The sequence below is a fragment of the Arthrobacter sp. G.S.26 genome, from assembly GCF_050847375.1.
Classification (GTDB): Bacteria; Actinomycetota; Actinomycetes; order Actinomycetales; family Micrococcaceae; genus Arthrobacter.
Map to the genome: position 1 here is coordinate 703,102 of NZ_CP193752.1, position 25,424 is coordinate 728,525.

Genomic DNA, 25,424 nt, shown 5'->3' on the forward strand with positions numbered 1-25,424 from the left:
CAGCGTTTTCTGTCCTGTCAATGATTATTGTTTCTGTTCTGGCTCAGTGGGGGGCGTTGGTTGTGACCGAATTCGTTGAGGTGCCGCTGTTGCCGGCGTCGGATGCGTCCAACGGCGGGCGGTTCAGCTACGCCGTGGCCGAAGGTGTGCAGTCGGTTTTCGAATCTGCGGCGTCGCGGGTTGAGGGGCAGGCCGGATCGCGGGCCTCGTATGTATCCACGGCAAAAGCTGAGTTCAGGGGTCACTTCTCGGAGCTGTTCGCGGCAAACGCCACAACGGCGGCCGGGGACGCGGAAGCCCTGGCTGCGGCCATGCGGACCGTCGCCGGCTACGTGGGACAGATGATCGACGCCGCACGCGACGAAGACGACCGCCGGCGGCGGAACAATGAATGGGTCCGGGAACACAACGACCGTAACGGTTTTGAACAGGCCCGTGACTGGCTTTTTGGCGAGGAGGAACGGCCCAACGCCGACCCCGGCCCGGCGCCCACCTTCGGCTCAGCGTCCGCGAACCTGGGCTCCCGGGACAACCCGGCTCCCGGCGGCGGGTACGGCGGTGGCACCTCCTCGGCCAAGCCCGAGGACCTGCGCTCCTTCGCTGCCGGGTCCAGGGGCCTGGACGATTCGCTGGCAGCAGAGCCGGGCTCACTGGACGGGCAGATGTCTTCCTTCGCGTCCGCCTGCTATTGGGGCTCCATCGACGCCTCCGGCGTGATCAGCGCCTACCGCCGGTACCTGCAGGCCAATGAAAACGATGCCATCTGGGCCACCACGGTGGCGGATGCTTTTGCGGCCGCGGGCGGCGAGGGTGCCGTTTCCACCGTGTCGGATGCGGCAGTGAACGAGGCCCTGGCCGCTGCCGGGGTCAGCGCCACGCGTTCCTCGCTGGCGATCGACCCGCCCACAGCGGCCGGCGCCATGCCCACCAGCGGGTACGCCAACGATCCCGTGAACACCGCCACCGGCAACTTCATCGAGCCGGAGTCGGATCTGGCGTTTGCCGGTGCGTCGTCGAACCTGGCGCTGGCCAGGATGTACAACTCGCTTGGTTCCGGCCTGGAGCGGGACGGGGTTTTTGGCCCCGGGTGGGCCTCTGTCCTGGACCAGCACCTGGTGCTGTCCGATGAGGGTTGCCGTTGGGTGATGGCTGATGGCCGCGCCGTGGATTTCCCCCGCGAGGGCGCCGGGTGGAGCCGGGGTGTGGGGGAGAACTACTGGCTCACCACCGAGCCCGCCGCAGCCGCAGCCTTTGCGGAGTTGGGCTCCGTGCCTGCGGGCACCTCCGAACTTCTGGTGGTCCGCGATAACCAGGGCGCCTGGTGGGCACACAGCCTTGCCGGCACATGGCTGGGCACTGGTTCCGGGCCGGGCCGGACTGTTTCGGTCCATCGGGAAGTACCGGCCGACGGCGCCGGCACCGGCCCGGTGACCAGGCTTGACCACGTGCGGGGCCGCTTCCTCGAAGTTGACTACGCGGCGGGACGCGCCGCCGTCGTGCGTGGTTCTGATGGCCGCCGGGTCGAATACGGATACGACGCCCATGGCCGTTTGGTCAGCGTGGGCACGGAGACCGGCGCCAGGACGTACCGGTGGAACGAGGCCGGCCTGATCGATGCCGTCTATTCCGCCGCCGGTGTCCTGGAAGCGGAAAACACGTACGATGCCTCCGGCCGGGTGGTCCTCCAGGTCACCCAGCACGGGCGCCGCGTCCGGTTTGCGTACCTGCCGGGCCGGGTCACTGTGGTCTCGGATGAGGACGGTACCCGCTCCAACTCCTGGATTGCGGATGCGAAGGGCCGCCTGGTGGGGGTGCTGGATTCCCATGACCAGCGCCAGTCGATGGCGTACGACGCGCACGGAAACCTGGTGTCGTTCACCGAGCGCGACGGCGCAGTGACGGTGCACGCGTATGACGACCGGGGCCGCAAGACCCGCACCGTCACGGCGGAAGGCGCGGACCTGACCTACGGCTGGGATGACCGGGACCGGATCTCCACGTTGGTGACTGCCTCGGGCGCTGTGGTGTCATACGAGTACGCTGATGAGCTGTCCCGGGATCCTGCAGTGGTCCTGGATCCCTTGGGCGGCCGCACCGAGCTGGAGTGGCAGGACGGCCAGCTGGCGCAGGTCACCGACCCGGTAGGGGTCCGGGTCGGGTTTGAGTACGACTCCTTCGGGGACTTGGTGGCCACCCGCAACGCGGCGGGCGATGTTGCCCGGATCGTCCGGGACCAGGCAGGGCGGCCGGTGAAGGCGGTAACCCCTTCGGGCGCCGAAACCCGTTTCAGCTACAACGAAGCCGGCATGCTGGTCCGGCGGGAGGACCCGGACGGGGCCGTGTGGGCCTTCGAGCATGATCCCGCCGGGCGTGTCACGGCGTCCGTGGCCCCGGATGGCGGCCGGACCGAACTGGAGTACGCCGCGAACGGTGAACTGATCCGCACCATAGACCCCCTGGGCCGGACTGTTGAGCGGGTTTTTGATGAACTGGGGAACGTCACCACAGCGGTGTTGCCCGACGGCGCATCCTGGGGTTTCACGCATGACGCGCTTTCCCGGCTGACAGGTGTTACCGATCCGGCCGGACACGACTGGACCCGGGAGTATGACAAGGTCGGCGCGCTGACCGCGGTGGTGGACCCAACAGGTGTCCGCACCGACGCGGCCACTGACCGCAAAGCGGGCACCGCGACCCTGACGGAGGCCTTTGGCGCCGCCACCATCCGCTTTGACGAGTTCGGCCGGCCCACCAAATTGGAAGCCGCTGACGGTTCAGCGGAGCTGGTCACGTACGACGCCGCCGGTAACCCGGTGGAGCTGGTGGACGGTAACGGTGGGCTGACGGTCCTGGGCCGGGACATCGCCGGCAAGGTCACCTCGGTCACCTCACCCGGTGGCGCCGTCACCCGGTACGAATACGATGGCTGCGGCCGTCCCTGGCGCACCACCGACCCGCTCGGCGCGGTCACGGAGTTGGCCTACGACGAGGACCAGCGGATCAGTTCCCGGACCCTGCCCACGGGCGAGGTGGAGAGTTTTGAGTACGACGCCGGCGGGCGGCTGATTGCGCGGCGCACCCCGGGCCAGGGGCTTTCCCGTTATGGCTACGACTCCTGCGGGCGGCTCACCTTCTCACAGGACACCTGGTACGGCACCCGCAGGTTCAAATACAACGTCGCCGGTGAGCTTACTGAGTCCGTAAACGGCGTGGGCGGGCGGACCCTGTTCGAGTACGACGTCCGCGGCAGGCTGGTCCGGATCACCGACCCGTTGGGTGGGGTGACCACCAGGACCTACACGGTCACGGACCTTGTCGATTCGGTAACGGACCCGCTGGGCCGCGTGGCCACGGCCACGTACGACCCTGCCGGCAGGCAGCTCTCGCAAACGGATGCGGAGGGCCACACCACCACGTGGACCTACGACGCCGCGGGCCGTGAAGCCAGCACCTCGGTGGACGGGAAGCTGATCTCCACCATCAGCCGCGACCTGTTGCGGCGCCGCGCTGTAATTACCGATTACACCGGACCGGACGGGCTCGCCGTCGAGCATGAGCTTGGCTTTGACCGGTGCGGGCGGCTGACCTCCCGGACCCGTGGTTCCCAGGGCCTGTCCTGGGAATACGATGCTGACGGGCACCGGACCAGCTTCACCGACGCCTACGGGACCACCACAACGTACGCCCGTGATGCTGCCGGGCAGATCACGGCTGTTGGTAATCCGTTGCTGGGGGAGGCGTCCTTCAGCTACGACGCTGCGGGCCGGATGAATTCCGCAACGGCAGGGGACCTGGTGCAGGAGTGGGCCTACCGCAACGGTGCGCTGTCCGAGCACATCAGGCGTGACCGGTCGGGTGACGGTGCCCCTGATGTGACGATGATCGGCCGCGATGGTGATGGCAGGATCACGGGACTGACGCGGTCCGGTGCGGTCACCCGGTACGGGTACGACGGCGCCGGGCAGATGGTCTCCGCCGCCACCACCCGTGCCGGAAAACCTGAGTCACCCGCTGAGGTTTTGGCGTGGGAGTACGACGACGGTGGGCGGCTTCTGCGTGAAACCGTCCCGGGTGGATCCCGGATTTATGGTTATGACGCTGCTGGGCAGTTGCTGTCCGTGACGGAACCTGACGGGTCCCGGACCGAGTATGTCCATGATGGTTTGGGCCGGCGGACGCGTTTGATTGGTCCGGATGGTTCCTGGACCGAATACGCGTGGGGTTCCACCGGGCTGCTGAGTGGTTCTGTGGTCCGGGACCGTGACGGGGCTGAGGTGTCGCGGCACTCGTTGTGGGTTGACGCGCTGGGTGAGCTTGCCGCCGTCGACCGTTGTGAGTTGTGGTGGGATACGGCCAACTCCGTCCCTGCGCTGGCTGGGATCGGTGGCGGGCAGGTTCTTTCGCTGCCGGGCGGTGTGACGGGTGTGGGGGAGGCATGGGCTGCTCCGGGGTGGCGGGCTGCGCGGCCCACGGATCAGGCTGATCCGTGGGCTGTTGTTGGTGCTCCGACGGTCGTGGACCCCGCTCCTGGCGGTGTGGCGGGCGGCCTTGCGGGTGCGCTGCCTGCGGGGGTGACGCTGACCGGTAGCGGCGGGGTGGATATTGCCGGGCTGGAGTGGCTTGGCGCCCGGGCCTATGATCCGGCGAGCCGTGGGTTCCTTTCGACTGATCCGTTGGCTCCGGTGCTTGGTGCCGGGTGGGATGGGAATCCTTACGCGTATGCGGGCAACAATCCCCTGAACACGACGGACCCCACGGGGCTCAGGCCGTTGACGGACGATGAGCTTAAGGCTTACGACAGTTCCACCCGCGGGGCGATGGCGGCTGCCGGGGACTTTATGGCCGATAACTGGGAGTATTTCGCCGGCGGCGCCATGGTGATTGCCGGTGGCGTGCTGATGGCTACTGGCGTGGGTGGACCTGTGGGCATGGCACTGATTGGGGCGGGCGCCGACACGATTATCCAGAAGGCGACCACGGGTTCCGTGAATTGGGGTCAAGTCGCTTTGACGGGTGCCGTTGGAATCGTTGCCGGTCCGTTGGCTGGCAAAGTCAGCAGTGCTGTGGCATCGGGTGTCGGCCGCGTGGGGACAGCTTTGAGTACCCGTGTGCTGCCGGCCCTGGGACGTGCGGGTTCAGCGGCGCTGGTTAATGCCGGCAGGGCCGGTTCTGCGGTCTCGGCCGTCGGTACGAGGGTTGGTTCGGCCATGGCGTCCGGTGCGAGCAGGGCAGGAACTGCTGTTGCCAGTGCGGGGACTCGGGTTGGAACTGCAGTGACATCAGGTATTTCCCGGGTCAGCTCAACCGCCGGAGGCTACGTGTCCCAACTGCCGGGTCAGCAGATGGTCCGGGCCGCAGCCACCAACGGCGTTTCGGGTGGCCTGGGAAACACTGGAATGTACTTTGTCACTAATCCCCGTGATGAATGGTCGTTGGCAGGTGTCGGCGGGGCGGCTACGAACGGCTTCGTGAGTGGCGCCGTGAGTTCCCAAGCGGGATATCTGGCCGGGCCTATTACTCAGCGACTCGAGTCGCACCTGGTTCAATATGCGGTGGCTTCTGGTGGCTCCATTGCCGGGGGTGCCTTGGATAACGTCATAACGGGTGAGGACTACGGCCTTGCGGAGATGCTATTTGACGGTACCGCCGGCGCGGCCACATCCCACTTCCCAGGAGCTTCAGAAATGGCTCCCAATCCGAGTTGGATGACGCACAGTCTTTCTGCGTATGGGGGCGCCCACGTGGGAGCTATCGTTGAAAGCGTGAAGTTTGTCAGCGGCGAAGTGGTCAATCAAGGAACTGGAGCGAGCCCGTGGTGAGTGGAAATAAAGGTTCCGGTATTGCGGACGCTTTTGATGGAAGTAATTTCAGTGCGGACCAGCTCAAAGTCAGTAAGAAAGATGCCACCAATCTGAGTCTCATGTGCATTTGTGCCATTTTAGCGTGTCTTGGAATAGCTGTTTTTGTTTTTATGAATGTACCTTGGGAAACGCGTATGCCGTATGACGGAAAATACAATCGAAGCGGCAATGGTATCCCGATGCAAATTGCAATGGCTCCTGTTTTAGTACCAATTTTCGGTATATGGCGGGCGGTAAGCAGGCCGGATAAGAATCCGCGAACTAAAGCAGGCCGGATCCGGGGATACGTACTCGCAGTAGCTTTTCTTTTAATTTGCATTTTGGTTCAGTGGACTATGGCTAATGCGATTCTTGTGGCTGGTGGATACCAAAGTTGATGGTTTGCTCAGTCATTGATGACTGAGCTGGAACGGCACAATCGGTGAAATAAAAAGACGGTTTGAACCGTCAATCAGGGAGTGCCGCAAATCGCAGTTGGATGACTCACTCCTTCGCGGCATATGGTCCGGTGTGCTGGTGAGCTTGCAAACGAAACTGTTCGAGGCCTCCCCAATTGGCACAAGCGGAAGCCTCGATTAGTCGTGTCCCAATGATTGCTACTATTTGCAGGATTAATGACTTCTAAGACGAAATTTGATCCGGATGGGCCCGCCAGAAGGCCGACGTTGAAATGGTACTGGAGTCTGGCCGGCGGGCTGGTACTCCTAGCTGGTCTCTTTGTACTGCTTATGCCGTTTTGGGAGTCCGTTGGAATTGAGAGTGTTCGCTGTGAGGTTACTTCGGTCAAACCCAACACAAATTCTGGTGGATCCAGAGGGTCGGCCTCAAGCGCGGGAATCCTGGTTGAAACGACGGACTGTGGAAAAATATCAGTGTTCAACGGAGTGACATTTAATAATAAAGATGCAATAGCGGCTTCATTCAAAGTCGGAAGTATGTACGAATTCGAAATCGGATGGTACTCGCGTGTGATTTTGCGGGACATTCAGCAAGCCATTCCTACTGCCCAGAAATATAGGTTGGTCGACTAGGCTCGTGCGCCTTCCCGTCTGCGTAGGAGCAGTCTCTATTGGCAATTGGGGAATTGGTCAGTCGGCTTGCGCAGCTCAGTCCCAGCTACTGGAGCTTCCGGAATGTCATCAGGTCCGGCATGGATGACGCACAGTCGCGCAACGTATGGAGCACACTTAGAGGATGCCGTTCAAAGCATAAAAGTTTCATGCGGGAAACTTTTCGATCAGGAGATGGGGAGGCTGTGCAGTGAGCGACGGGGATACTTCTGAGACGCGGCGAAAATCAACCAAAATTTCTTCTGCTGAGGAATTAGCGATGGGTAGCTTGCTGACTAAGTGCTGCAGAACTTTGTGGATCATCGACGTTGTTTGACGCCGGTTCGGCAGGTCATCACTGCCTCTACCGTCAGGCGTTGGATCGACCAATGCCGAGATGCTTCGCCCGTGCCGGTGGGGTAGGGACCCCCGGACGGTTTGTAGATCGAATAGTGTAAACACCATGCAACGTGTAAAAGAAACCCGCTCTACTTCCTTCCGCCGCACTTTTGCGGGCGGTGCACTCGCTTTGGCGGCACTGCTTACGTTTTCCGCGTGCGCGTCCCCCGCCAAGGAAACGCCGGCAGCCGAACCGGCCACGGCGCCTGCAGCCGCCCCCACGCCTGAACCGGTTTGGCCAAAGGGCGATAAGGAGGGGACGCTGGCAAACCCATACAGTATCGGTGAGGAAATGACCGACGGCGATTGGTCCTTGGTGATCGACAGCGTCAATCTCGATGCTAACGCGGAGATCAAAGCCATGGACAGCATTGCCTCCAAGGTGGCGCCGGATCCGGGCAACACCTGGGTGACGTTCACGGCAACCTGGAAGTACAACGGTGCAACGCCTGAGAAAGGTGGAACACAGTTCTCCGTGGTGAACAAGAACTGGGACGGTACCTTCGGTACTGATGACGAGTACGGGACCACTTTTAACAACGTGTCCACCCTCCCTAAGGGCGCCTCGACTGCGCCTCCCGCGGAGAAGGGCTTTTCTGTAACCGACAAAGTGATCCTCCAAATGCCCGTCGAGCACGCGAACCCGTCGAGCATGATCGTCGCCAACTTCAACGCTGCCGATTACAACCAGTTCCTCGTCAAGCTCTCGTAAGTGCCGCTGACCGTCGTGGAGGAATCAGCCCGTGCCTGAACCCGCGGAAGTCGTCGTTGCTGTACGTGCCACGGCTGTGATTGAGCCGTCAAGGTGGCTGCGGCGGCCGGTGCGGCTGATTCGCTACGATGCCATCCGGACATCCGGACAATTGGATTTCGACGTGCGGCTTTCCCAGGTGATGTACCGGGGCCAACCGGCTGACTTCGCGACCGTTAGTGACGCAGTCCATGCGCACTGCCCGGAGGTAGGGCCCGGGCTTTGGATTGACCAGGCCGGGCGGGTCGTCGACGGACCCACGCGCACAAATCCGGACCCGCCGAAGTCCAGGGGAGTGCCCCGTAAATATGGGGTTTCGACCCGGGTGGCGGATGCAAGAGCCATAAGTGCCTGGCGGCTGGGCGGAGGTGCGGCCGGCCTCAGCCTTGGGCTTGTCCTGATCGCCGGGCCGATGGGTAAAGGTTTCGGCGGCTTCCTGGGGGCGCTCTGCGTGCTGATTGGCCTGGCGGCCTTTGCCGGCTTGGCTCGCAGCAAACGCAAGTGACGGTACCTTAGCCCGGATTCCTTGCCTGACCCCCGCTATAGAGAAAGGCCCTGATTCCCACTGTTTGTAAAGGAATCAGGGCCTTGCTCACTGGCGGTGACGGTGGGATTTGAACCCACGTTGGCTTTTACACCAAACAACATTTCGAGTGTTGCACCTTCGGCCGCTCGGACACGTCACCAACCTGAATAGGCTACCGGAGTCAGGGGCGCAACCCCAAAACGGCTGCCCGAGAGCGGACGACGGCGGCTGCGGCTTTGGTGGCCGTCACCAGTGAGGGGCGCACTAGTAAGCAGTAGTTGCCATCCTTAAACACTCACCATGCGGACCAGCCTTGCTGGACTGGAACAGGCGCGAGAATGCTCGATTTCTGATGGTTATGCACATAGCCCCCGTCCCGTCGGAAATTGTCGTACCCCCTTCCTATGCTGGGGTTATGGACGGCAACGAAGCTCCAGAGACGGACGGGACGGGCCCGGTTCCGGCTGCCGTTTCCGGGGCTGTTGCGGGGCCAGTGGGTGTGGTGGTTGGCTCGCTCGCGGACGCCATGACGGAACTGAACGCCTTGGTCCAGGTCGCGGATGTTGCGTTGGAGGATGATTGGTCCGGGGAGGACCTGCTGGAGCGGGCCAAGGAAAACCGGTTACAGCGCCTGGGCGTGGTGCGACGGCTCGAATCCGAACTCGCGGCCGTCAAGGCCCTCACCATCGCCGAGTATGTCGGGATCGAGGACGCCCTCACCCCACCGGATCTGGGCATCACCCATCAACGGGCCCGGGAAATGTCCCTGATCGCTGAGGTCGGCGGGATCCTTAGTCTTGGGGCCGGGGCCGCGGCGGACCTGGTCAGCACCAGCTATCAGCTTGCCGCCACCCAGCCGCTGACGCTCGCGGCACTGGCGGCCGGGGAGATCACCTATCAGCACGCCCGGGTCCTCACCGATGAATGCACCGGCCTGCCCCACGCCGGTACCACCGCCCTCGAAACCCACTTCCTCACCCCCACACTCCCGGATCCCGAGCCCACACTCCCGGATCCCACCCTCCCTGATCCTGCACTCCCGGACCCGATCGATGTGGCTGATCCTGCAGGTGCTGACCCGGCAGACCCGCTCCTGACGCCTGCCCCCGATCCGGCCGCCGGCAGTGTCCTGGCCGGGCGGTGTGTGGCGGCGGTCCTGGTCCCGGGACGGTTACGGGCCAAGGTGCGTTCCTGGCGCGAACGCCACCACCCCGAATCCATTGAGGAACGCCACGTCCGGTCGGCCGCGGACCGCAGGGTCGAGTTCACCCCGGCCCGGGACGGGATGGCCTGGCTCAGCGCCTGCCTCCCCGCCGCCTCCGCCGAAGCGATCCATAACCGGCTCACCGCGATCTCCCGCGGCCAACAAGGCCCCCACGAGACCCGCACCCTGCCCCAACGCCGCGCTGATAACCTCGTCGAAGCCCTCCTCACCGCCGGACTCACCCCCACAGAACACAAACCCAACACCAGCACCGCAGTCACCGGTCCCGCAGCCACCAACGTAGGAGCCGCCGGCTCCAACGCCGGTTCAGATGCAGTCACCGGTCCCGCAGCCACCAATGTGGGAGCCGCCGAAGTCAACGCCGGTTCAGATGCTGCCACTGGTTCAGGAGCCGCCGGTTCCACCACCAGCCCGGACTCCGGCCCGGGTTCCGGATCAGGCCCGGATTCCGGTTCGGATTCAGGATCAGGCCCGGATTCCGTTTCGGGTTCGGGTTCGGGGGCGCCGTTTACCTCGGCAAGGGCGTGGGGTGATGTTCCGGTACCCAGGGCGCAGGTCCTGATCACCGTCCCGGTCATGGCCCTCCTTGGAGCCACCGACGAGCCAGCGATCCTCGACGGCTACGGCCCCATCCCACCCTCCATGGCCAGAGACCTCATCGCCAACGGCGCCGAGTCCTTCCACCGCGTACTGATCGACCCCCGCGACGGCGCACCCCTGGAAATCGGCCGCAAAAACTACCGCCTCACCCCCGCCATGCGCCACTGGCTCCGACTCCGCGACGCCAAATGCACCTTCCCCGGATGCAACAACAACACCCTCGACAACGACGCCGACCACATCCACCCCTGGCACCACGGCGGCACCACCGGAATCAACAACCTCAACCAACTCTGCCCCAAACACCACCACCTCAAACACAACACCACCTGGACCCCCACCACCGCCACCAAAAACCACCCACCCGGCTGGCTCTCACCCACCGGCCGCTACTACCCCGCCGAACACCCCGACCACGAACCACCCACCTGGCCGTCCGAGTGGACCCAACAACACCCCACACCCAACACGCCCCAACACCAAGCGCCAGAAACCCCAGCACCAGAACGGCAACACCAGGAACCACAACACCAAGGACACCAAGCAGCAGAACAGCACACCCAAGACGCTCCGCCACCTGAACAGCACGTCCCCAACCGGCGCGCGCCCGAACAGTCGGAACTGCCAGACGCCCAGACATGTCAGCTGACAACAGCCGATCCACATGCTTCGGCACCGGCTGACTCGAGGACACCTCATCGAAAAAGCAGTACCAAGCACCCGACCGGGCCCAGAACACCCAAAAAGGGCCAGACCTACGAGAAAGCCCCCGTCACCTAGTGCGATGCGGGAGGACTGTCCCGGACCCTGAGTGTCCCGCTCCGGACCTTTTCAGAACGCACGCCAGCGGCGTCAGGCTTTCCCCGGCTGCAGATATCCCGCTAGATTCATCAGTAAGATGACTAATTTCGCGAATCACACCCAAGCCACCGCGTACTGGACCACCGCGCGCGGGCACGGCGATCTGCGCTCCGAGGAATTGTCCGCGCCGGGGCCCGATGAAGCCCTGGTCCGTACGCTATATTCCGGCATCAGCAAGGGCACGGAGATGGTGGTGCACCGCGGCTCGGTGCCTCCCCGGGTGGCCGAAGAGATGCGTGCACCGCACCAGGAGGGGAACTTCCCCGGGCCGGTGAAATTCGGCTACCTGTCGGTGGGAGTGGTGGAGGACGGCCCCGAAGCCTGGCTGGGACAACGGGTTTTCTGCCTGAACCCGCACCAGGACCGTTATGTGGTGCCTATCAGCTCGTTGACCAGGATTCCCGCTGACGTGCCGTCCAGGCGTGCAGTGCTCACGGGAACTGTCGAAACAGCGGTGAACGCACTCTGGGAAGCCGGCCCCCGGCTGGGCGACCGCGTGGCGGTTGTGGGCGCAGGGCTGGTGGGCGGCATGGTGGCTACGCTGTTGCGGACGTTCCCGCTGGGGCGGCTGCAGCTGATCGACGTCGATGCGGACCGCGAGCAGCTCGCCGACGCACTTGGTGTCGACTTCACGCACCCCGATGACGCCCTGGCTGACTGCGACATCGTCTTCCACTGCTCCGCGTCCCAGGAAGGCCTGGAGCGAAGCCTGCAACTGGTTGGTGACGAGGGCGACGTCATTGAAATGTCCTGGTACGCCGACCGGGAAGTCACCTTGCCACTCGGCGAGGATTTCCACGCCAGGCGCCTCTCGATCCGCGCCAGCCAGGTTGGCGTCGTCGCACGGGCGCGCCGCCATCGCCGCACCAACGCGGACCGCTTGGACCTCGCCGTCCAGCTCCTGGCCGATCCCGTCTTCGAAGCTTTCCTCACGGGCTCGTCGCCCTTTGCTGACCTGCCGGACGTGGTCAGGGACCTCGCCAGCGGCGCGAGGAACGCGCTGTGCCACGTCATCGAATACCCCCAAGACCCCGAAGTCCCTTCCAGCCCGCAGAGGTAGCCCATGTTCAACCTGACCGTCCGTCGTCACTTTATGATCGCCCACAGCCTGCCGCGCGAAGCGTTCGGCCCTGCCCAGGGCCTGCACGGCGCCACGTTTGTCGCGGAAGTGTCATTCCGCCGGCGGAGCCTTAACAACGACGCCATAGTCCTGGACATCGGCGCCGCCGGCACGGTCATCGAAGGGGTGCTCGCCGGCCTGAACTACAAGAACCTGGACGAGCACCCCGACTTCCAGGGAAAGCTCAGCACCACGGAGGCGCTGGCGGAATACATCGCCCAAAAAGTTGCAGCGGAAATCAAGGAAACGGACGACGGCGGCCAACTGGAAGGCATCGACGTCACCCTGCGTGAAAATCCCGACGCCTGGGCCACCTTCTCGCTGGACCTCGCCACCTGAAACATGGCCCGCCTCCGCTTCCTGGTGCCGGCAAACATCCGCCACAACTCCGGCGGTAACGCCTACAACGCCCGGCTGGTGACAGGACTGGAATCACTGGGCGCAAAGGTGCAACTACTGGCCATCGAAGGGACCTGGCCGGACGCCTCCGCGAACCAGCGGCGGCGCCTCGGCTCACTCCTCGGCGCCTGGGACCATACCGCCGGCACGGCAGCTGATTCCGGGTGGCACCCCACCCCTCCCATCCCGCCGGTAACCATCGTTGACGGGCTGGTGGCCGTCGGCGCGCCGGACGAGATGGAATGGGCAGCAAAAGCCGGGCAAAACACGTGGGTCCTGGTCCACATGCCGGTTCCGGCATCGCAGGATCCCGGCCCGCAGGAGAGGGAAGGCCGGGCGCTGCGTGCGGCCACCGGTGTGATCTGCACCAGCGCCACCGCCGCAGCCACGCTTGCAGCCCGCCACAACCTCCGCCGGATCCATACCGCGCGTCCCGGGGTCGCCCCCGCCGCACTCGCCGCAGGCTCCGCCCCGCCGCATGTCCTTGCCGTTGCCGCGCTGCTCCCCAACAAAGACCAGCTGCTGGCGGTATCGGCGCTGGCCCGGCTGCAGGACCTCGACTGGACAGCCGCCCTGGTGGGTTCCGACCAGGCCGACCCCGGCTACGCCGTGAAGGTCCGTGCGGCGATAACGGCCAACGGGCTGGACGGACGTGTGCGGGTTCCGGGCGAACTGGCCGGGCAGGAGCTGGACAGCGAGTGGCATGCCGCTGACCTGAGCCTGTTGGTCTCGCGGGCGGAAGCATTCGGCATGGTGGTCACTGAATCGTTGGCCCGCGGCATTCCCGCGGTCGTCCGCCACGGTACGGGGGCGGTCGAGGCGTTGGGGCTTGCGGGGTTGGTGGCGGACGACGGCGGGCCCCGGCTTCCCGGCACAACCGTGGCATTTCCCGAGGGCGGCGCAGACAGTCCGGCCAGGCTAGCGGGGGTTCTCCGGAACTGGCTCACGAAACCCGCCACCCGGACAGAGTGGCGGGACGCGGCCGGCGAAGCCCGGAAAGCCCTGCCTGGCTGGGCGGTGACGGCACAGTCCGTCCTCGATGCCCTCGCCGGCGCCTGACTCGGCTCCCGGCCAGCCCATCCCCAGGCCGGGTGCCCGGGGTCCGGACCGCCCGCACGCCTGGTGCCCGGCCAGCCAGCCCCAGGCGGGGTGCCCGGTCAGGACCCGTTCCGGTGTCCCGCAAAAAAGTCGCGGAGCAACACCGCACACTCGGCTTCGCGGACGCCCGGATAAACCTCAACCCAGTGATTGAGCCGGCGTTCCCGCAAGACATCGAAGACAGACCCCGCAGCCCCGGCCTTTTCGTCCCACGCCCCGAAGACCACGCGGGGAATCCGCGACAGCACCACCGCGCCCGCGCACATGGCGCACGGTTCCAGGGTCACTACAAGGGTGCAGTCCGACAGCCGCCAGCCGTCTCCGGCCAGAGGGCGGGCAGCGGGCGTGCCGGCCACGGGCTTATCGGCCAGAGGCGCACCGGCGGCCGACGCGCCGCCCACGGGCTGGATCCCGCCGCTCCCCGCTGCAGTTTTGCCTTGCTCAGCGCCCTCGTCGCCGCGAGTGGCGGCAAGCTCCCGCAGCCGGGCAGCAGCAGCGCGGATGGCCACCACTTCGGCATGGGCCGTGGGATCGCCCAGTTCCTCGCGCCGGTTGCGGCCGTAGCCCAGCACCGCGCCGTCAGGGCCCACCACCACGGCCCCGATGGGAACATCCCCGGTGTCGAGGGCGCCGCGGGCTTCCGTCAGGGCAAGGCGCATCCATTCGTTGTGATTCATTCCAGCGGAGACCATGGGTCAATGATAGTTTCGACGGATATCCGGAACCCGTGACGCACTTTAGCCGGGAGGCACAATGAGCACCGTCAGAGACCGTGTGGACAAGTGGATCAAGCCATACGGAGCCCTTTGGCTGACCCTGATCATCGGCGGTGCCCTGGTCATCACGCTTGCCCTCCTCGGCGCCGAGGTCTATTCGGACGTGGTGGACGATGAGGGCCTTGCAAGCCTGGACCTGCCGGCACTTGACTACGCCCAAACGCTCCGCAACCCGGAAACCGACGCCTTCGTCACGGGCTTCACCAACGTAGGCGGCGGCATCGGCATGCCGATCCTGGCCAGCATCCTCACCGCGTGGCTGACGTTCCTTAGCCGCACCTGGCGTCCCATCCTTCTCGTTGCCGGCGCTGCAGCCGTGTCCACGCTGGCAACCACCGTAGGCAAAAGGCTGGTGGGCAGGACCCGGCCGGACCACGCCGAAGCCGTTCCGCCGTATGAGGATTCACCCTCGTTCCCCAGCGGCCACACCCTCAACACCACTGTGGTGATCGGTGTGCTCATCTACCTGATGTGCCTGCAGTTCGAACGGCTCTCCGTCCGCATTACCGCTATCGCCGTGGGCGGCGCCTTTATTGTCGCCATGGGCCTGAGCAGGGTCTTCCTGGGCCATCACTGGATGACGGACGTGATGGCAGGCTGGTTCCTGGGCCTGGCGTGGGTGGGCATGGTGATCCTGGCCCACAGGCTGTTCCATCTGACCCGCAGGAAGGCCCACGCCGGACCCGCGCCGACATTTGAGCACCCGGTCCTTCGCGAGGAGCAGAAGTAGCGCAACCCACAGTGCCTTTACGGGCCTGCACGCCCGATCCACCTGTTCGCCGGATGATAGTTTTAGACCCATGCGCACTCTTGTTGTGGACCACCCGCTGGTCGCCCATAAGCTCACCGTCCTGCGGGACAAAAACACCCCGTCGCCGGTGTTCCGGCAACTGACGGAAGAGTTGGTGACGTTGCTGGCTTACGAGGCCACGCGCGAAGTCCGCACCCAGCCCGTCACCATCGAGACTCCCGTCAGCACCACGGTGGGCACCGCCTTCACCAAACCCACACCACTGGTGGTTCCCATCCTGCGCGCGGGGCTGGGAATGCTTGAAGGCATGACCAAGCTCGTCCCCACCGCTGAGGTGGGTTTCCTGGGCATGGCCCGGGACGAGGAGAGCCTGGAAATCATCACCTACGCCGAGCGCCTGCCCGAAGACCTCACCGACCGGCAGATCTTCGTCCTGGACCCCATGCTGGCCACCGGCGGCACACTCCGCGAGGCCATCAAGTTCCTGTTCAAGCGCGGCGCCTCGGACGTCACCTGCATCTGCCTCCTCGCAGCACCGGAAGGCCTGGCGAAGCTGGAGGAGGAGCTGGGCGAGTCCAATGTGACAATCGTGCTGGCCTCCATTGACGAGCGGCTCAACGAGAAGTCCTACATCGTTCCCGGCCTCGGTGACGCCGGCGACCGACTCTACGGCATCGCAGGCTAACCAGCCACCGGGCCGCGCAAAAACTGCCGGCGCGGTCAGTTGTGGCCGAACCAGGGGCCAGGAACCCTTTCCTGGCTCCAGGGCCCGGGCTACCCTGAGCGGATGGACTGGAAACTTGAACTTGTACTGGTGCCCGTCTCCGACGTGGACCGTGCCCGGGATTTTTATGCGAACCAAGTGGGTTTCACCCTTGACCACGATCACCGGGTCAACGAGAACCTGCGCTTCGTCCAGCTGACCCCGCCCGGATCAGGCTGCTCCATCGCAATCGGCGAGGGGCTCTCGGATGCGCCGGCAGGGTCCGCCCCCAACCTGCAGTTGGTGGTTCCTGACATCCAGGAGGCGCACCGGCACCTGAAAGCCAACGGTGTGGATGTCACGGATATCTCGGACCCCGGCTGGGGTGAGTTTGTGTATTTCAAGGATCCGGACGGCAACCAGTGGGCCGTCCAGTGCATGGCTAAACTTCCACCCATGTAGCGGACGGCCTGCCGTGAAAATCCGGACGGGCACGCCAGGAGCCGGGTGCCGTGCAAAGCCGGCTGGGGCGCTGGGGCGCTGAACGGCTAACCGTGCTGCTGGCCAGGGTTCAGGTCCGAGACTGCCTTGGCCACGCGCCTGGCCCGGGTCTCCTCGGTTTTTGCCAGGGCCAGGGGCTCTACCAGGCGCCGCTGGGCGCTGTAGTTCAAGGCGGCGTACGCGTCGGACGCGGTGCTGTCTGCAGCCAGCGCGGCCGCCAGGTCAGCGGGCACCTCCACCACGCGTGGTTCGGTGTCCACCACCACGTCCACCTCAACGGCGTCGCCCGCGCCCGCCCCTGTCAGCTCACGATTGGCTGCGCTCAGGCCGATCAGGTACTGCCCGCCCATAACGGCAATGCTGCTGCGGTAGGACGCCCCGTTCAGCGTCACCACCACCGGCGGCCGTTTTCCGGCCGCCAAGGCGTCCACAATGCTGGCCGGGACTTCGATGCCGGTCTTGTTGCCGGAGCCGGCAATAACGGTGGTGAATTTCATGCCCCTTAGTATGGTGCCCGCGGAAGCGCCGCGTCACCTGTAGGCGACCCGGCGGTCCCGGGGACGGGACCGCCGGGATGGACCCCGCGGGTCCTAGTACCAGTTGTTGGCGAGGTGGAAGTTCAGGGCGGCTGCGGGGGAGCCGTAGCGCTCCTTGATGTAGTTCAGGCCCCAGTTGATCTGGGTGCGGTAGTTGGTGAGGTAATCCGCGCCGGAGCTTGCCATCTTCTCGGCCGGCAGCGACTGGACAATGCCATAGGCGCCGCTGCTCGCGTTGGTGGCCGTAGTGGTCCAGTCGGATTCCTTGGTCCAGAGCGTCAGCAGGCTCTGCATCTGGTCCGCCGACCAGCCGTAGGATGCCAGCTGGCTGGCCGCATAGGCCTGCGCACCGGCAGGGTCATTAACCGCGACGACGGGAGCGGGCTCCGGTGCGGGAGCGGGCTCCGGCGCTGGGGCAGGCTCGGGAACCGGTGCCGGTGCAGGCTCGGGGGCCGGTGCAGGAGCGGCTTCCACGGCGGGCGCCGGTTCCGCGGCAGGAGCAGCCGGAGCGGGCTCGGCGGCCTGGGGTGCAACAGCGATCGGCGCCGCAGATTCGCTCGGCGCAGCCTGGATTTCGCTCTTCTCCAGTCTCAGTGAGGAGCTTGCCTCGGCGGCTTTTGTTTCAGCCGCCACAGGGGAGGTGACGGAGCTGGTGGCTTGGCCGGCGGCACCGACTCCCACCAGCAGGGCGCAGGACGCGGCGAGGATGGCCGTGCGCCGGCCCAGGAAGGCAATGCCGCGCTTTTTGGTGTGGAATGGACTGTCGGCCCCATTTTTCGGGCGCGTTTCTACCGGGAATTCAGACATGATGGATCGCCTCTCACACCTGCGGAGTTAGCTGTCGGGTTCGGATGAGGTCATCCGGCCATCCGGAAAATTCACGAAAATGGCTTAACCCCAAGGGCACTCAGTGCCCGGGACTGTGGGTCCCCCGCCTCTGCCATGGGTCAAGAAGGATCCGGGAAGCGGCAGAGCTAGGCGTCATCCGGACATGCGCCCCGAACGGGAACCGCACCCTTTCGACGGTACAGGAGTCCGAAGCTTAAGTCACATTTAGGTAACGGACATCACGACGGCGGCGTGTCAGGTTGTGGGGGCGGCTGCTGCGAGCGGGAGGGAGATGGTGAATTGCGTCCTGCCCGGCTCGGACGTCACCCAGACCTTCCCGCCGTGCGCCTCGATGATCGACTGGACGATGGAAAGCCCCAGCCCGCTGGTGCCCTCCGCGGCGGCGGCCCCGGCCTGGTCGCCGCTGCCTTTCCTGGCCGCGTCCGCGCGGGCAAAGCGTGAAAAGACCTGGTCCACGAACCCTGCCGGGATCCCGCCGCCGTCGTCCGTCACCGTGACGAACGCCGTGTTGTCGGCCGTACCCACCCCTGCCAGGACGGTGGTTCCGGCCGGCGTGTGTTTCCGGGCGTTCGAGAGCAGGTTCATCAGGACCTGACGGAGCTGGGCTGGATCGCCCGTGACCACCACAGGCTCGTCCGGCAGTTCGAAGCGCCAATTGTGTCCGGGTGCCATCACCTTCTCGTCGCTGACGCTTTCCACCATGAGTTGCGTCAGGTCCACCTCGCTGAGCTTCAGCGGCTGGCCCTCATCCAGCCGCGCCAGCAGCAGCAGGTCTTCCACCAGCGCCGTCATACGCTCGGACTGGCTCTGCACGCGTGCCAGCGAACGGGCACCGTCGGGCGTGAACTGCTCCGTCATGCGCATCAGCTCCGTGTAACCGCGGATGGCCGTCAGCGGGGTGCGGAGTTCATGCGAGGCGTCAGCCACAAACTGGCGCACCTTGGTTTCGCTTTTCTGCCTCGCCTGCAGCGCGCTGGCCACGTTGTCCAGCATCAGGTTCAGCGCGTGCCCCACGCTGCCCACCTCGGTACCCGGATTGGAGTTCGACGGCGGGACGCGCACCGCGAGTGCCACCTCGCCGGCGTCCAGCGGCAGTTGGGATACCCTCGTGGCCACTTCCGAGAGTTGTTCCAGCGGTTTCATGGTGCGCCGGATCAGGACGGTGCCGATCAGCCCGACCAGCAGGAGACCGCCCAGGGACACAAAAACGAATGTCCACACCAGCGATGTGAGCGTGCTGTCCTTGACTGCCAGGGGGAGCCCGGTCACCAGGACGTCGCCGAAAGAGGTTTCGACGGCCACCAGCCGGTAGCTGCCGTTGGACAGTTCCCGGTCCACTGGCTTGCCGTCCGTCGCCAGGCCCAGGAGGACAGGCTTGTCGTCAGCCGCGAGGGGGGTGCGGGTGGTGTCTGAGGCGAGGAAACCGCCCGTGTTCACCTGGCCGTTGCGGATGCTGGCGTTGACGGTGCCCACACTCTGGCCCCGTGCGTCCAGTGGGTCCCGGCCGTTGAAGCCGCCCTGCGGCGGGCGGCCGGGATCGTTGGCCCGCTCCGCCGCCTGGCTCAGCTGGGCATCAAGCTGGCGGGTGAGGAAGGCATCCATTGAGGCGTAGCTGACCACCCCCACCGCGCCGCAGATGGCGATCAGCAGGGCCATGGCCAACGCCACCAAGCGCGTCCGCAGATGCCAGGTGGCGGGTCGGAGCACGCTCCGGCGGGGTGCCTCCGGGGCTGGTGTGGTGGCCACAGAACCTACTCTGCAGGCTTGATGACGTAGCCGGCACCGCGCACGGTATGGATCATGGGCGGGTGCACGGCATCAATTTTTTTGCGCAGGTAGGAAATGTAGAGCTCCACGATGTTGGCCTGGCCACCGAAGTCGTAGTCCCACACCCGGTCCAGGATCTGGGCCTTGCTGATGACCCGCTTGGGGTTCTCCATCAGGTAGCGGAGCAGCTCGAACTGGGTGGCGGTCAGCTGCACGTCGTCACCGGCGCGGGTCACTTCCCGGGTATCGATATTCAGGACCAGGTCGCCCACCACCAGTTCGGAGGTATCCATGGCGGCCACCCCGGAACGCTGCACCAGCCTGTGCAGCCGCAGCAGGACCTCCTCCATGCTGAATGGTTTGGTGACGTAATCGTCCCCGCCCGCCGCCAGGCCCACGATCCGGTCGTGGATGGCGTCCTTGGCCGTCAGGAACAGCGCGGGTACCTCCGGGGCGAACGCCCGGATCCGGCCCAGCAACTCGACGCCGTCAAAGCCGGGGAGCATCACATCCAGCACCAGGACGTCCGGGCGGAAGTCCTTGGCCAGCTTCACGGCCTCCGGCCCGTCCGCGGCCACGGCAACGGACCAGCCCGCCATGCGCAGGCCCATGCTCATCAGTTCGGAGAGGCTGGGCTCGTCGTCAACCACCAGGGCCCGGATGGGGGACCCGTCCGGGTGGGACAGCTGGGGGAGGTTGTTGGTCATGGAGTGCGAAGTGGCCATGGGACAACTCTCCGATCGTTCGGTTAAGCCCGGCTTTGGGGTTCCTGTGTCCAGGCTGTGAATCCCAGCCTAGCGACCTGGGTGCCGCTCAGGTTGGAACGTCCGCCGCAGCTGGCGGGAGTCCCGACTGGCTCCAGCGCTTTCGAAGAACGTCCAGGGGCCAGGCTGCAGGGATCTTGCGGGAGCGCACCGGGAACTTTTTCCGGAGAAGCCGGACATCGGCTGGACAGCAGGGTGCGGGAAGGGAGGAATTTTCGTGAATTCGGCTTGGCTGAAGTTCTTAATCCTAAAAGAAGGAATTGCCGAATATTGTTCTCAACAACATGGATTTTCCAGGTGCTGAACGGATAACGAACGTTATTCTTCACGCCGGACAGAATCGTGATCTGCAACACAAAAGCGCATTTTGTCTCACCATGCGGACGATGCCGTCCATTGTTACTTGCAAGTTGGCATTGTTACGCGTCACACTTCCAATGTGAACAAGAACTCAACAGCACCTGCAGCCGCAGAATATTGGCCCAGCACACCCGCTGCTGCCGACATGCGCTGTTGTCGAATGTACGCCTGACTTCCCACCCTCCGAAGTTCTTAGGCATTCGCCCCCAGCCCAGCGTCGGGCGTCCCTCCCCAATTCGCAGTGCGGGGAAACCCAGCATTCGAGCCGCCCAGGCGGCCATTCACATTGAGGTAAGCACAACATGACCGTTGCATCCGGATACGTCCACATCTCCGTCCGTAACGCCGCCAAGGCCGGCCAGCCCTCGGGTCTTCGCCCGGGCTTCGGACCCCGCCCCGCGCTGGCTCCCGCAGGCAGCGGAAACACCTTCCCTGCGCAGGGCTACGCCCCCCAGGGATATAACCCCAACTCCTACGGGCAGCTCCGCGCCGTTCCTGCCGAGCCCGCGCCCCTTACGGCCCCCACCCCCGTGATTGCCGGGCCCAACGCCGTCCGCCCTGTGGCGAACGAGAACGTGGCCCGCGGCTTTGTTCTCTACATGGGCATCGATGAGGAAACCGCCGCAGCCGCAGGTACCTCCATCGCCAAGCTCGCCCAGGAAATCCGGGCCTACGCCCAGTCCCTGGTCACCGGCGCCGAAAGCTACGCCGCCGTTGCCGTGGCTCCGGCAGGCACCCCCGGTTCCGCGCTCGACGTCGTCCGTTCCACCTTTGGCGACCCCACCGTCAACGCCCGCCAGCGCACCGAAACCCCGCGTCCCCAGCTTCCCCAGGAACCCCGGCCCTCCGGCGTCCTGATCGACCTGGCCCGCCGCGAGGTGCACCTGGACGGCGAGTCGCTGAACCTGACCTTCAAGGAGTTCGAACTCCTGAACTACCTGGTGGAAAACGGCACCCGCACGGTTGGCCGTGACGAGCTTCTTGAGGGGCTGTGGCGCAACGCCGAGGAAGTGCCCAATGAGCGCACCATCGACGTGCACATCCGCCGCCTCCGCTCCAAGCTGGGACGCCTGGCCAACACGGTGCGCACGGTCCGTGGCCAGGGTTACCGCTTCTACGAGCACCCCGAAGTTGTTGTCTGGGCCGCTCCGGAATACTCGATCTAGCCTTACCACCGCCCGGAGGCAGATGGCCGCCGCGGTTGGGTGCGGGGCGGGCGATAGGCTTGGGCCATGAGTGAGCACCACGTAAAACGCCTGGTCCTGATGCGCCATGCCAAGGCTGACTGGCCGGGCGGGGTGGCCGACCATGACCGTCCGCTGGAGGAACGGGGGCACCGCGATGCGCCCGCCGCCGGCCGCTGGCTTGTGGACCATAACGTGCTGCCGGATTTCATCCTCTGCTCGAGCGCGCTGCGGACGCGGCAGACCTGCACCTGGGTGTGCTCGGAACTGGGCGATAAGGCGCCCACGCCCAAGCTGGAAGGTGGCTTGTACGCCGCATCCGCGCTGCGGATGCTCTCGGTGGTCAACCAGGTGCCGGATACCGTGACCACCCTGATGCTGATCTCGCACCTGCCCGGTGTCCAGGACCTGGCCATGCACCTGGCGTCGCGTGATTCGGAACATGACGCCTACATGGACGCCGCCACCCGGTACCCCACAAATGCCCTCACGGTGCTGGAGACGGAGAAGACGTGGGCCGAACTGGACGGCCAGGACGCCCGGATCACCAGCTTTACAGTTCCGCGGGCCCGCTGATCTCCCGCAGTATCGCTGCCACGTGCCTGATGCCCGGGCTGGCTGTCATGGTGCGGCGGTAGACGATCCCCACCTGCCGTGCCTGCGCCGGGTTGGTCACCGGCACGGCCACCACCTCCGGCGGCAGCACCCCCCGGCCCAGCCGCGGCACCAGGGCCACCACGGCGCCCTGCTGGACCAGCGCGATGTGCGTGGCAAAATCAGGATCGTAGACCTGGATGTTGGGCACCCGGCCCAGCCCGGTGAAGATCCGCAGCAGGGCTTCGTTGCAGATTGCCCCGTTGGGCGTACTGATCCACCGTTCCCCCACCAGGTGGGCCGGTTCAACCTCGGTCCGGCCGGCCAGCGGGTGGTCCCGATGGACCAAAACATCGGCCACGTCCTCGCACAGCCACTCGAGGGTGAGGTGCTCCGGAATCACCAAGGGCACTGAGTTCCAGTTGTGGACCAAGCCTAAGTCGGCCTCTCCATTGGCCACGCGGGCCACCGCCTCCCGCGGATCCTCGGCCAGGACGCTAACGTCCAGCATGGTGCCGGCCGCAGCCAGGCGGCCCAGGAGGGGGCCCACCAGCCCCCGGCAGGCGGTGGAGAAGGCCACCACCCGGAGCTTGCCCTCGGGTTTTGCGGGATCGGCCAGCAGGGTGGACTGGAGTTCCTCCAGTTCGGCAAGGATCCGCCGGCCGTAGGCGGCCAGCGCTTGACCCCGCTCGGTCAGCAGCACACCGCGGCCCCGCCGTTCCAGGACCGCGAAGCCCGCCTCCTTCTCCAGCTTCTTGACCTGCTGGGAAACGGCCGAGGGGCTGAAGCCAATCGACTCCGAAGCGGCGATCACCGATCCGTGCTGTTCAACGGCTGCAAGGGCACGCAGTGAGCCAATATCGATCATGAAGCAAACGTACATTGTTTTATAAACAATTCAACGCTGGTGCTTCATTCGTCAGTCTGCGACAGTGAGACCATGAATCTCCGTGACACCCTGTTGGCCATAGCAGTCGCCGTCCTGTGGGGCTTGAACTTCGTGGCCATCGACATCGGCCTGCACCCCGCTGGCCAGGAGGTTCCGCCCCTGCTGTTTGTGGCCATCCGGTTTGTCCTGGTGGTTTTCCCTTGCATCTTCTTCATCCGGAAACCGGACGTAAGCTGGGCGGCAATCATCGGCGTCGGACTCTTTATGAGCGCCGGCCAGTTCGGGCTCCTCTACCTCGCCATGGCGCTGGGGATGCCCGCGGGCCTCGCCTCACTGGTCCTGCAGGCGCAGGTCCTGCTGACCATCCTGCTGGCGGCGATGTTCCTGGGCGAACGGCCCAGCCGCCGGCAGGGGGGCGGGGTGGTTCTTGGTGTGGCGGGCCTCGCCGTCGTGGCTACCGGGCGCAGTGCCGTTGCACCGTTGCTGCCCCTGGTGATTGTGCTGGCGGCGGCCCTTTCCTGGGCGGCGGGAAATGTCATTGCCCGGCGGGCCAAGGCGGCATCCGGGCTGGGCCTGGTGGTCTGGTCGGGGGCCGTGGTGCCGCTGCCGCTGGCCGGCCTGTCACTCGTGGTGGACGGCCCCGAAGCGGTGTTCACTACGCTGGGCAACCTGCAGGCACCCACCATCCTGAGCGCGCTCTACACGGCCGTCTTCGCATCGCTGGTGGGATACGGCATCTGGAACCGGCTCCTGGCCAGCCACCCGTCGTCGTCGGTGGTGCCGTTTACGCTGCTGGTGCCAGTGGTGGGGATGAGCGCCGCCTGGCTGGTGCTGGGTGAGGTGCCCTCGGGGCCGGAAGTTACTGGCGGGCTGCTGCTCCTGGCGGGGGTGGCGACGGCGGTCCTCACCTTCGGGCGGGGCCGGCGCCAGAGCCGGCGCGCAGGCCTGGATCTGTTGCGGGGTTGACGGGGTTGACGGCGTGGACGGGGTAGACGCCGCGGGTATGCGCGGGACCGGGGTGCGCTGAGCCGGGGTGCGCTGTGCCGCTGCCTACTGCTGCGGCGTTTGTGGGGTTGGTGTTCGGGCGTGTGCTGCGGCGGCGTGTGTTGGGCTGCTGAGCGCTGCGGCGGCGTTTGTTGGGCTGGTGTACCGGCGCCTACTGCTGCGGCGTGCGTTGGGTTGCTGAGCGTTGGGTTGCTGAGCGTTGGGCGGCTGTGCGTTGCGTTGATATCCGCTGGGACGCAGTGCGCCCGGCGGCGGCAGCGCGTGCTGCGGCAGTGCGCCGGGCCTGGGCTGGTACGCCGGTACGTGCCCGGCCGGTGGCAGCCCCCCGCTGGGATTTTCCCCCTTGGGAGGTCCCGCGTGGCGTGCTGCGGGTCCGTGTGGTGCCGGTTTGGCCGGGGCGGGGTCGGCCGGCGCGGGTTTGGCCCGGCATGCGCCGTCCGGAGGTTCCCTGCCTGGCCCGGCGGCCAGCCGGCCACGCTGCTCCAAGGAAGAGGATGACGAGTGTAGCCGCGGCAGCAGCCCCGGCCCCATAAAAGTAATCGTCCGGATCGCCGGTGGGCAGCGGGGTCCCAATGAACGAGCGCTGGCCGGCAAAGGCGAGCTCCCAGGTACTCAGGAACGCCAGGCTGAAGCCAATGGCCAGGCTGAAACAGGCGCCCGCTGCCAAGAGGGCAACCCGCCGGCCGCGGACCAGGATCTCGCCAACGGCGGCCAAAAATGCCACTGTGAGGACCCCCAGGAACGCAAAGAACACGGGCAGCGCGAGTGTCATCCCGGTGAGGACCAGCAGGCCCAAGGCCACGATCCCCGTGACTACCGCGAACTTGCCGCTGTTCCCCATGTGGCGCATTGCTCC

The 25,424-nt window shown here is 65.5% G+C and carries 21 protein-coding genes, 1 tRNA gene and 1 riboswitch; of the genes, 14 read left to right on the forward strand and 8 right to left on the reverse strand.

All coding sequences use genetic code 11. The annotated features are described in order from the left end of the window. The first annotated feature begins 62 nt into the window (after positions 1-62). The 4 genes from ACRB8A_RS03355 to ACRB8A_RS03370 all read left to right on the forward strand — a co-directional run bounded on the left by ACRB8A_RS03355 (position 63) and on the right by ACRB8A_RS03370 (position 8,565). Positions 63-5,819: a DUF6531 domain-containing protein gene (locus tag ACRB8A_RS03355; RefSeq protein ID WP_432245585.1), complete on the forward strand. Its 5,757-nt coding sequence runs from the start codon at positions 63-65 to the stop codon at positions 5,817-5,819. Continuing rightward, complete coding sequence (locus ACRB8A_RS03360) at positions 5,813-6,238, forward strand: hypothetical protein (RefSeq protein WP_285240237.1); 426 nt, start codon at positions 5,813-5,815, stop codon at positions 6,236-6,238. The genes ACRB8A_RS03355 and ACRB8A_RS03360 overlap by 7 nt, the downstream gene beginning before the upstream one ends. Positions 6,239-7,373: 1,135 nt before the next feature. Beyond that, positions 7,374-8,021 (forward strand): hypothetical protein, encoded by a 648-nt coding sequence (locus tag ACRB8A_RS03365; RefSeq protein WP_285240239.1) that lies wholly within the window; start codon positions 7,374-7,376, stop codon positions 8,019-8,021. A 31-nt stretch (positions 8,022-8,052) separates the two neighbouring features. After that, entirely contained in the window at positions 8,053-8,565 is a 513-nt protein-coding gene (locus ACRB8A_RS03370) for a hypothetical protein (RefSeq protein ID WP_432245586.1), read from the forward strand. Between the two features lie 91 nt (positions 8,566-8,656). Here the strand turns inward: ACRB8A_RS03370 and ACRB8A_RS03375 are convergent. Continuing rightward, a tRNA-Ser gene (locus ACRB8A_RS03375) sits at positions 8,657-8,746 on the reverse strand. A gap of 255 nt (positions 8,747-9,001) precedes the next feature. Between ACRB8A_RS03375 and ACRB8A_RS03380 the strand changes: the two genes are divergently transcribed. The 4 genes from ACRB8A_RS03380 (at position 9,002) to ACRB8A_RS03395 (ending at position 13,850) form a co-directional block, all read left to right on the forward strand. Further along, the gene (locus tag ACRB8A_RS03380) at positions 9,002-11,191 is read left to right on the forward strand and encodes a DUF222 domain-containing protein (RefSeq protein WP_432245587.1); all 2,190 of its coding nucleotides are present in this window, start codon (positions 9,002-9,004) and stop codon (positions 11,189-11,191) included. Between the two features lie 118 nt (positions 11,192-11,309). After that, the gene (locus tag ACRB8A_RS03385) at positions 11,310-12,332 is read left to right on the forward strand and encodes a zinc-dependent alcohol dehydrogenase (protein WP_432245588.1); all 1,023 of its coding nucleotides are present in this window, start codon (positions 11,310-11,312) and stop codon (positions 12,330-12,332) included. Between the two features lie 3 nt (positions 12,333-12,335). Beyond that, positions 12,336-12,731, forward strand: a complete 396-nt coding sequence (locus ACRB8A_RS03390; RefSeq protein WP_050686088.1) for a 6-pyruvoyl trahydropterin synthase family protein — start codon at positions 12,336-12,338, stop codon at positions 12,729-12,731. Positions 12,732-12,734: 3 nt separating this feature from the next. Then, positions 12,735-13,850 carry a glycosyltransferase family 4 protein gene (locus ACRB8A_RS03395; RefSeq protein WP_432245589.1) on the forward strand — a complete coding sequence of 372 codons (1,116 nt, stop codon included), beginning with the start codon at positions 12,735-12,737 and terminating at the stop codon, positions 13,848-13,850. Positions 13,851-13,948: 98 nt separating this feature from the next. Here the strand turns inward: ACRB8A_RS03395 and ACRB8A_RS03400 are convergent, their stop codons facing one another. Continuing rightward, a complete protein-coding gene (locus tag ACRB8A_RS03400) occupies positions 13,949-14,581 on the reverse strand; it encodes a nucleoside deaminase (protein WP_432245590.1) in 633 nt (210 codons plus the stop codon). 61 nt (positions 14,582-14,642) lie between these two features. On the opposite strand from ACRB8A_RS03400, the gene ACRB8A_RS03405 reads away from it, so the two are divergent. From ACRB8A_RS03405 to ACRB8A_RS03415, 3 genes are all read left to right on the forward strand, one after another. After that, a complete protein-coding gene (locus tag ACRB8A_RS03405; protein ID WP_432245591.1) occupies positions 14,643-15,395 on the forward strand; it encodes a phosphatase PAP2 family protein in 753 nt (250 codons plus the stop codon). Positions 15,396-15,465: 70 nt separating this feature from the next. After that, on the forward strand, positions 15,466-16,101 hold the full coding sequence (upp, locus tag ACRB8A_RS03410; protein WP_050686092.1) for a uracil phosphoribosyltransferase: 636 nt from the start codon (positions 15,466-15,468) through the stop codon (positions 16,099-16,101). A 102-nt stretch (positions 16,102-16,203) separates the two neighbouring features. Then, positions 16,204-16,581 carry a glyoxalase superfamily protein gene (locus tag ACRB8A_RS03415; RefSeq protein ID WP_050686093.1) on the forward strand — a complete coding sequence of 126 codons (378 nt, stop codon included), beginning with the start codon at positions 16,204-16,206 and terminating at the stop codon, positions 16,579-16,581. An 86-nt stretch (positions 16,582-16,667) separates the two neighbouring features. Here ACRB8A_RS03415 and ACRB8A_RS03420 read toward each other — a convergent pair whose 3' ends face one another. The 4 genes from ACRB8A_RS03420 to ACRB8A_RS03435 all read right to left on the reverse strand — a co-directional run bounded on the left by ACRB8A_RS03420 (position 16,668) and on the right by ACRB8A_RS03435 (position 20,497). Then, complete coding sequence (locus tag ACRB8A_RS03420) at positions 16,668-17,117, reverse strand: YdeI/OmpD-associated family protein (RefSeq protein ID WP_050686094.1); 450 nt, start codon at positions 17,115-17,117, stop codon at positions 16,668-16,670. 93 nt (positions 17,118-17,210) lie between these two features. Next, the gene (locus ACRB8A_RS03425; protein WP_050686095.1) at positions 17,211-17,963 is read right to left on the reverse strand and encodes a hypothetical protein; all 753 of its coding nucleotides are present in this window, start codon (positions 17,961-17,963) and stop codon (positions 17,211-17,213) included. Between the two features lie 5 nt (positions 17,964-17,968). After that, positions 17,969-18,120: riboswitch (cyclic di-AMP (ydaO/yuaA leader) on the reverse strand. Between the two features lie 119 nt (positions 18,121-18,239). Further along, positions 18,240-19,751, reverse strand: coding sequence for a HAMP domain-containing sensor histidine kinase (locus ACRB8A_RS03430; protein WP_432245592.1), 1,512 nt, complete (start codon positions 19,749-19,751; stop codon positions 18,240-18,242). A gap of 5 nt (positions 19,752-19,756) precedes the next feature. Further along, positions 19,757-20,497 carry a response regulator transcription factor gene (locus tag ACRB8A_RS03435; RefSeq protein WP_285241902.1) on the reverse strand — a complete coding sequence of 247 codons (741 nt, stop codon included), beginning with the start codon at positions 20,495-20,497 and terminating at the stop codon, positions 19,757-19,759. A gap of 701 nt (positions 20,498-21,198) precedes the next feature. Between ACRB8A_RS03435 and ACRB8A_RS03440 the strand changes: the two genes are divergently transcribed. Together ACRB8A_RS03440 and ACRB8A_RS03445 are read left to right on the forward strand one after the other, a co-directional pair. Further along, positions 21,199-22,062: a winged helix-turn-helix domain-containing protein gene (locus ACRB8A_RS03440; protein ID WP_050686100.1), complete on the forward strand. Its 864-nt coding sequence runs from the start codon at positions 21,199-21,201 to the stop codon at positions 22,060-22,062. Positions 22,063-22,128: 66 nt separating this feature from the next. Next, positions 22,129-22,656: a SixA phosphatase family protein gene (locus ACRB8A_RS03445; protein WP_050686102.1), complete on the forward strand. Its 528-nt coding sequence runs from the start codon at positions 22,129-22,131 to the stop codon at positions 22,654-22,656. Here ACRB8A_RS03445 and ACRB8A_RS03450 read toward each other — a convergent pair. Beyond that, positions 22,634-23,542 carry a LysR family transcriptional regulator gene (locus ACRB8A_RS03450; protein ID WP_050686164.1) on the reverse strand — a complete coding sequence of 303 codons (909 nt, stop codon included), beginning with the start codon at positions 23,540-23,542 and terminating at the stop codon, positions 22,634-22,636. The genes ACRB8A_RS03445 and ACRB8A_RS03450 overlap by 23 nt on opposite strands. 72 nt (positions 23,543-23,614) lie before the next feature. Between ACRB8A_RS03450 and ACRB8A_RS03455 the strand changes: the two genes are divergently transcribed. Further along, positions 23,615-24,529 carry an EamA family transporter gene (locus ACRB8A_RS03455; protein WP_432245593.1) on the forward strand — a complete coding sequence of 305 codons (915 nt, stop codon included), beginning with the start codon at positions 23,615-23,617 and terminating at the stop codon, positions 24,527-24,529. A gap of 190 nt (positions 24,530-24,719) precedes the next feature. Here ACRB8A_RS03455 and ACRB8A_RS03460 read toward each other — a convergent pair whose 3' ends face one another. Next, positions 24,720-25,418, reverse strand: a complete 699-nt coding sequence (locus tag ACRB8A_RS03460; protein ID WP_432245594.1) for a hypothetical protein — start codon at positions 25,416-25,418, stop codon at positions 24,720-24,722. Positions 25,419-25,424 lie beyond the last annotated feature (6 nt).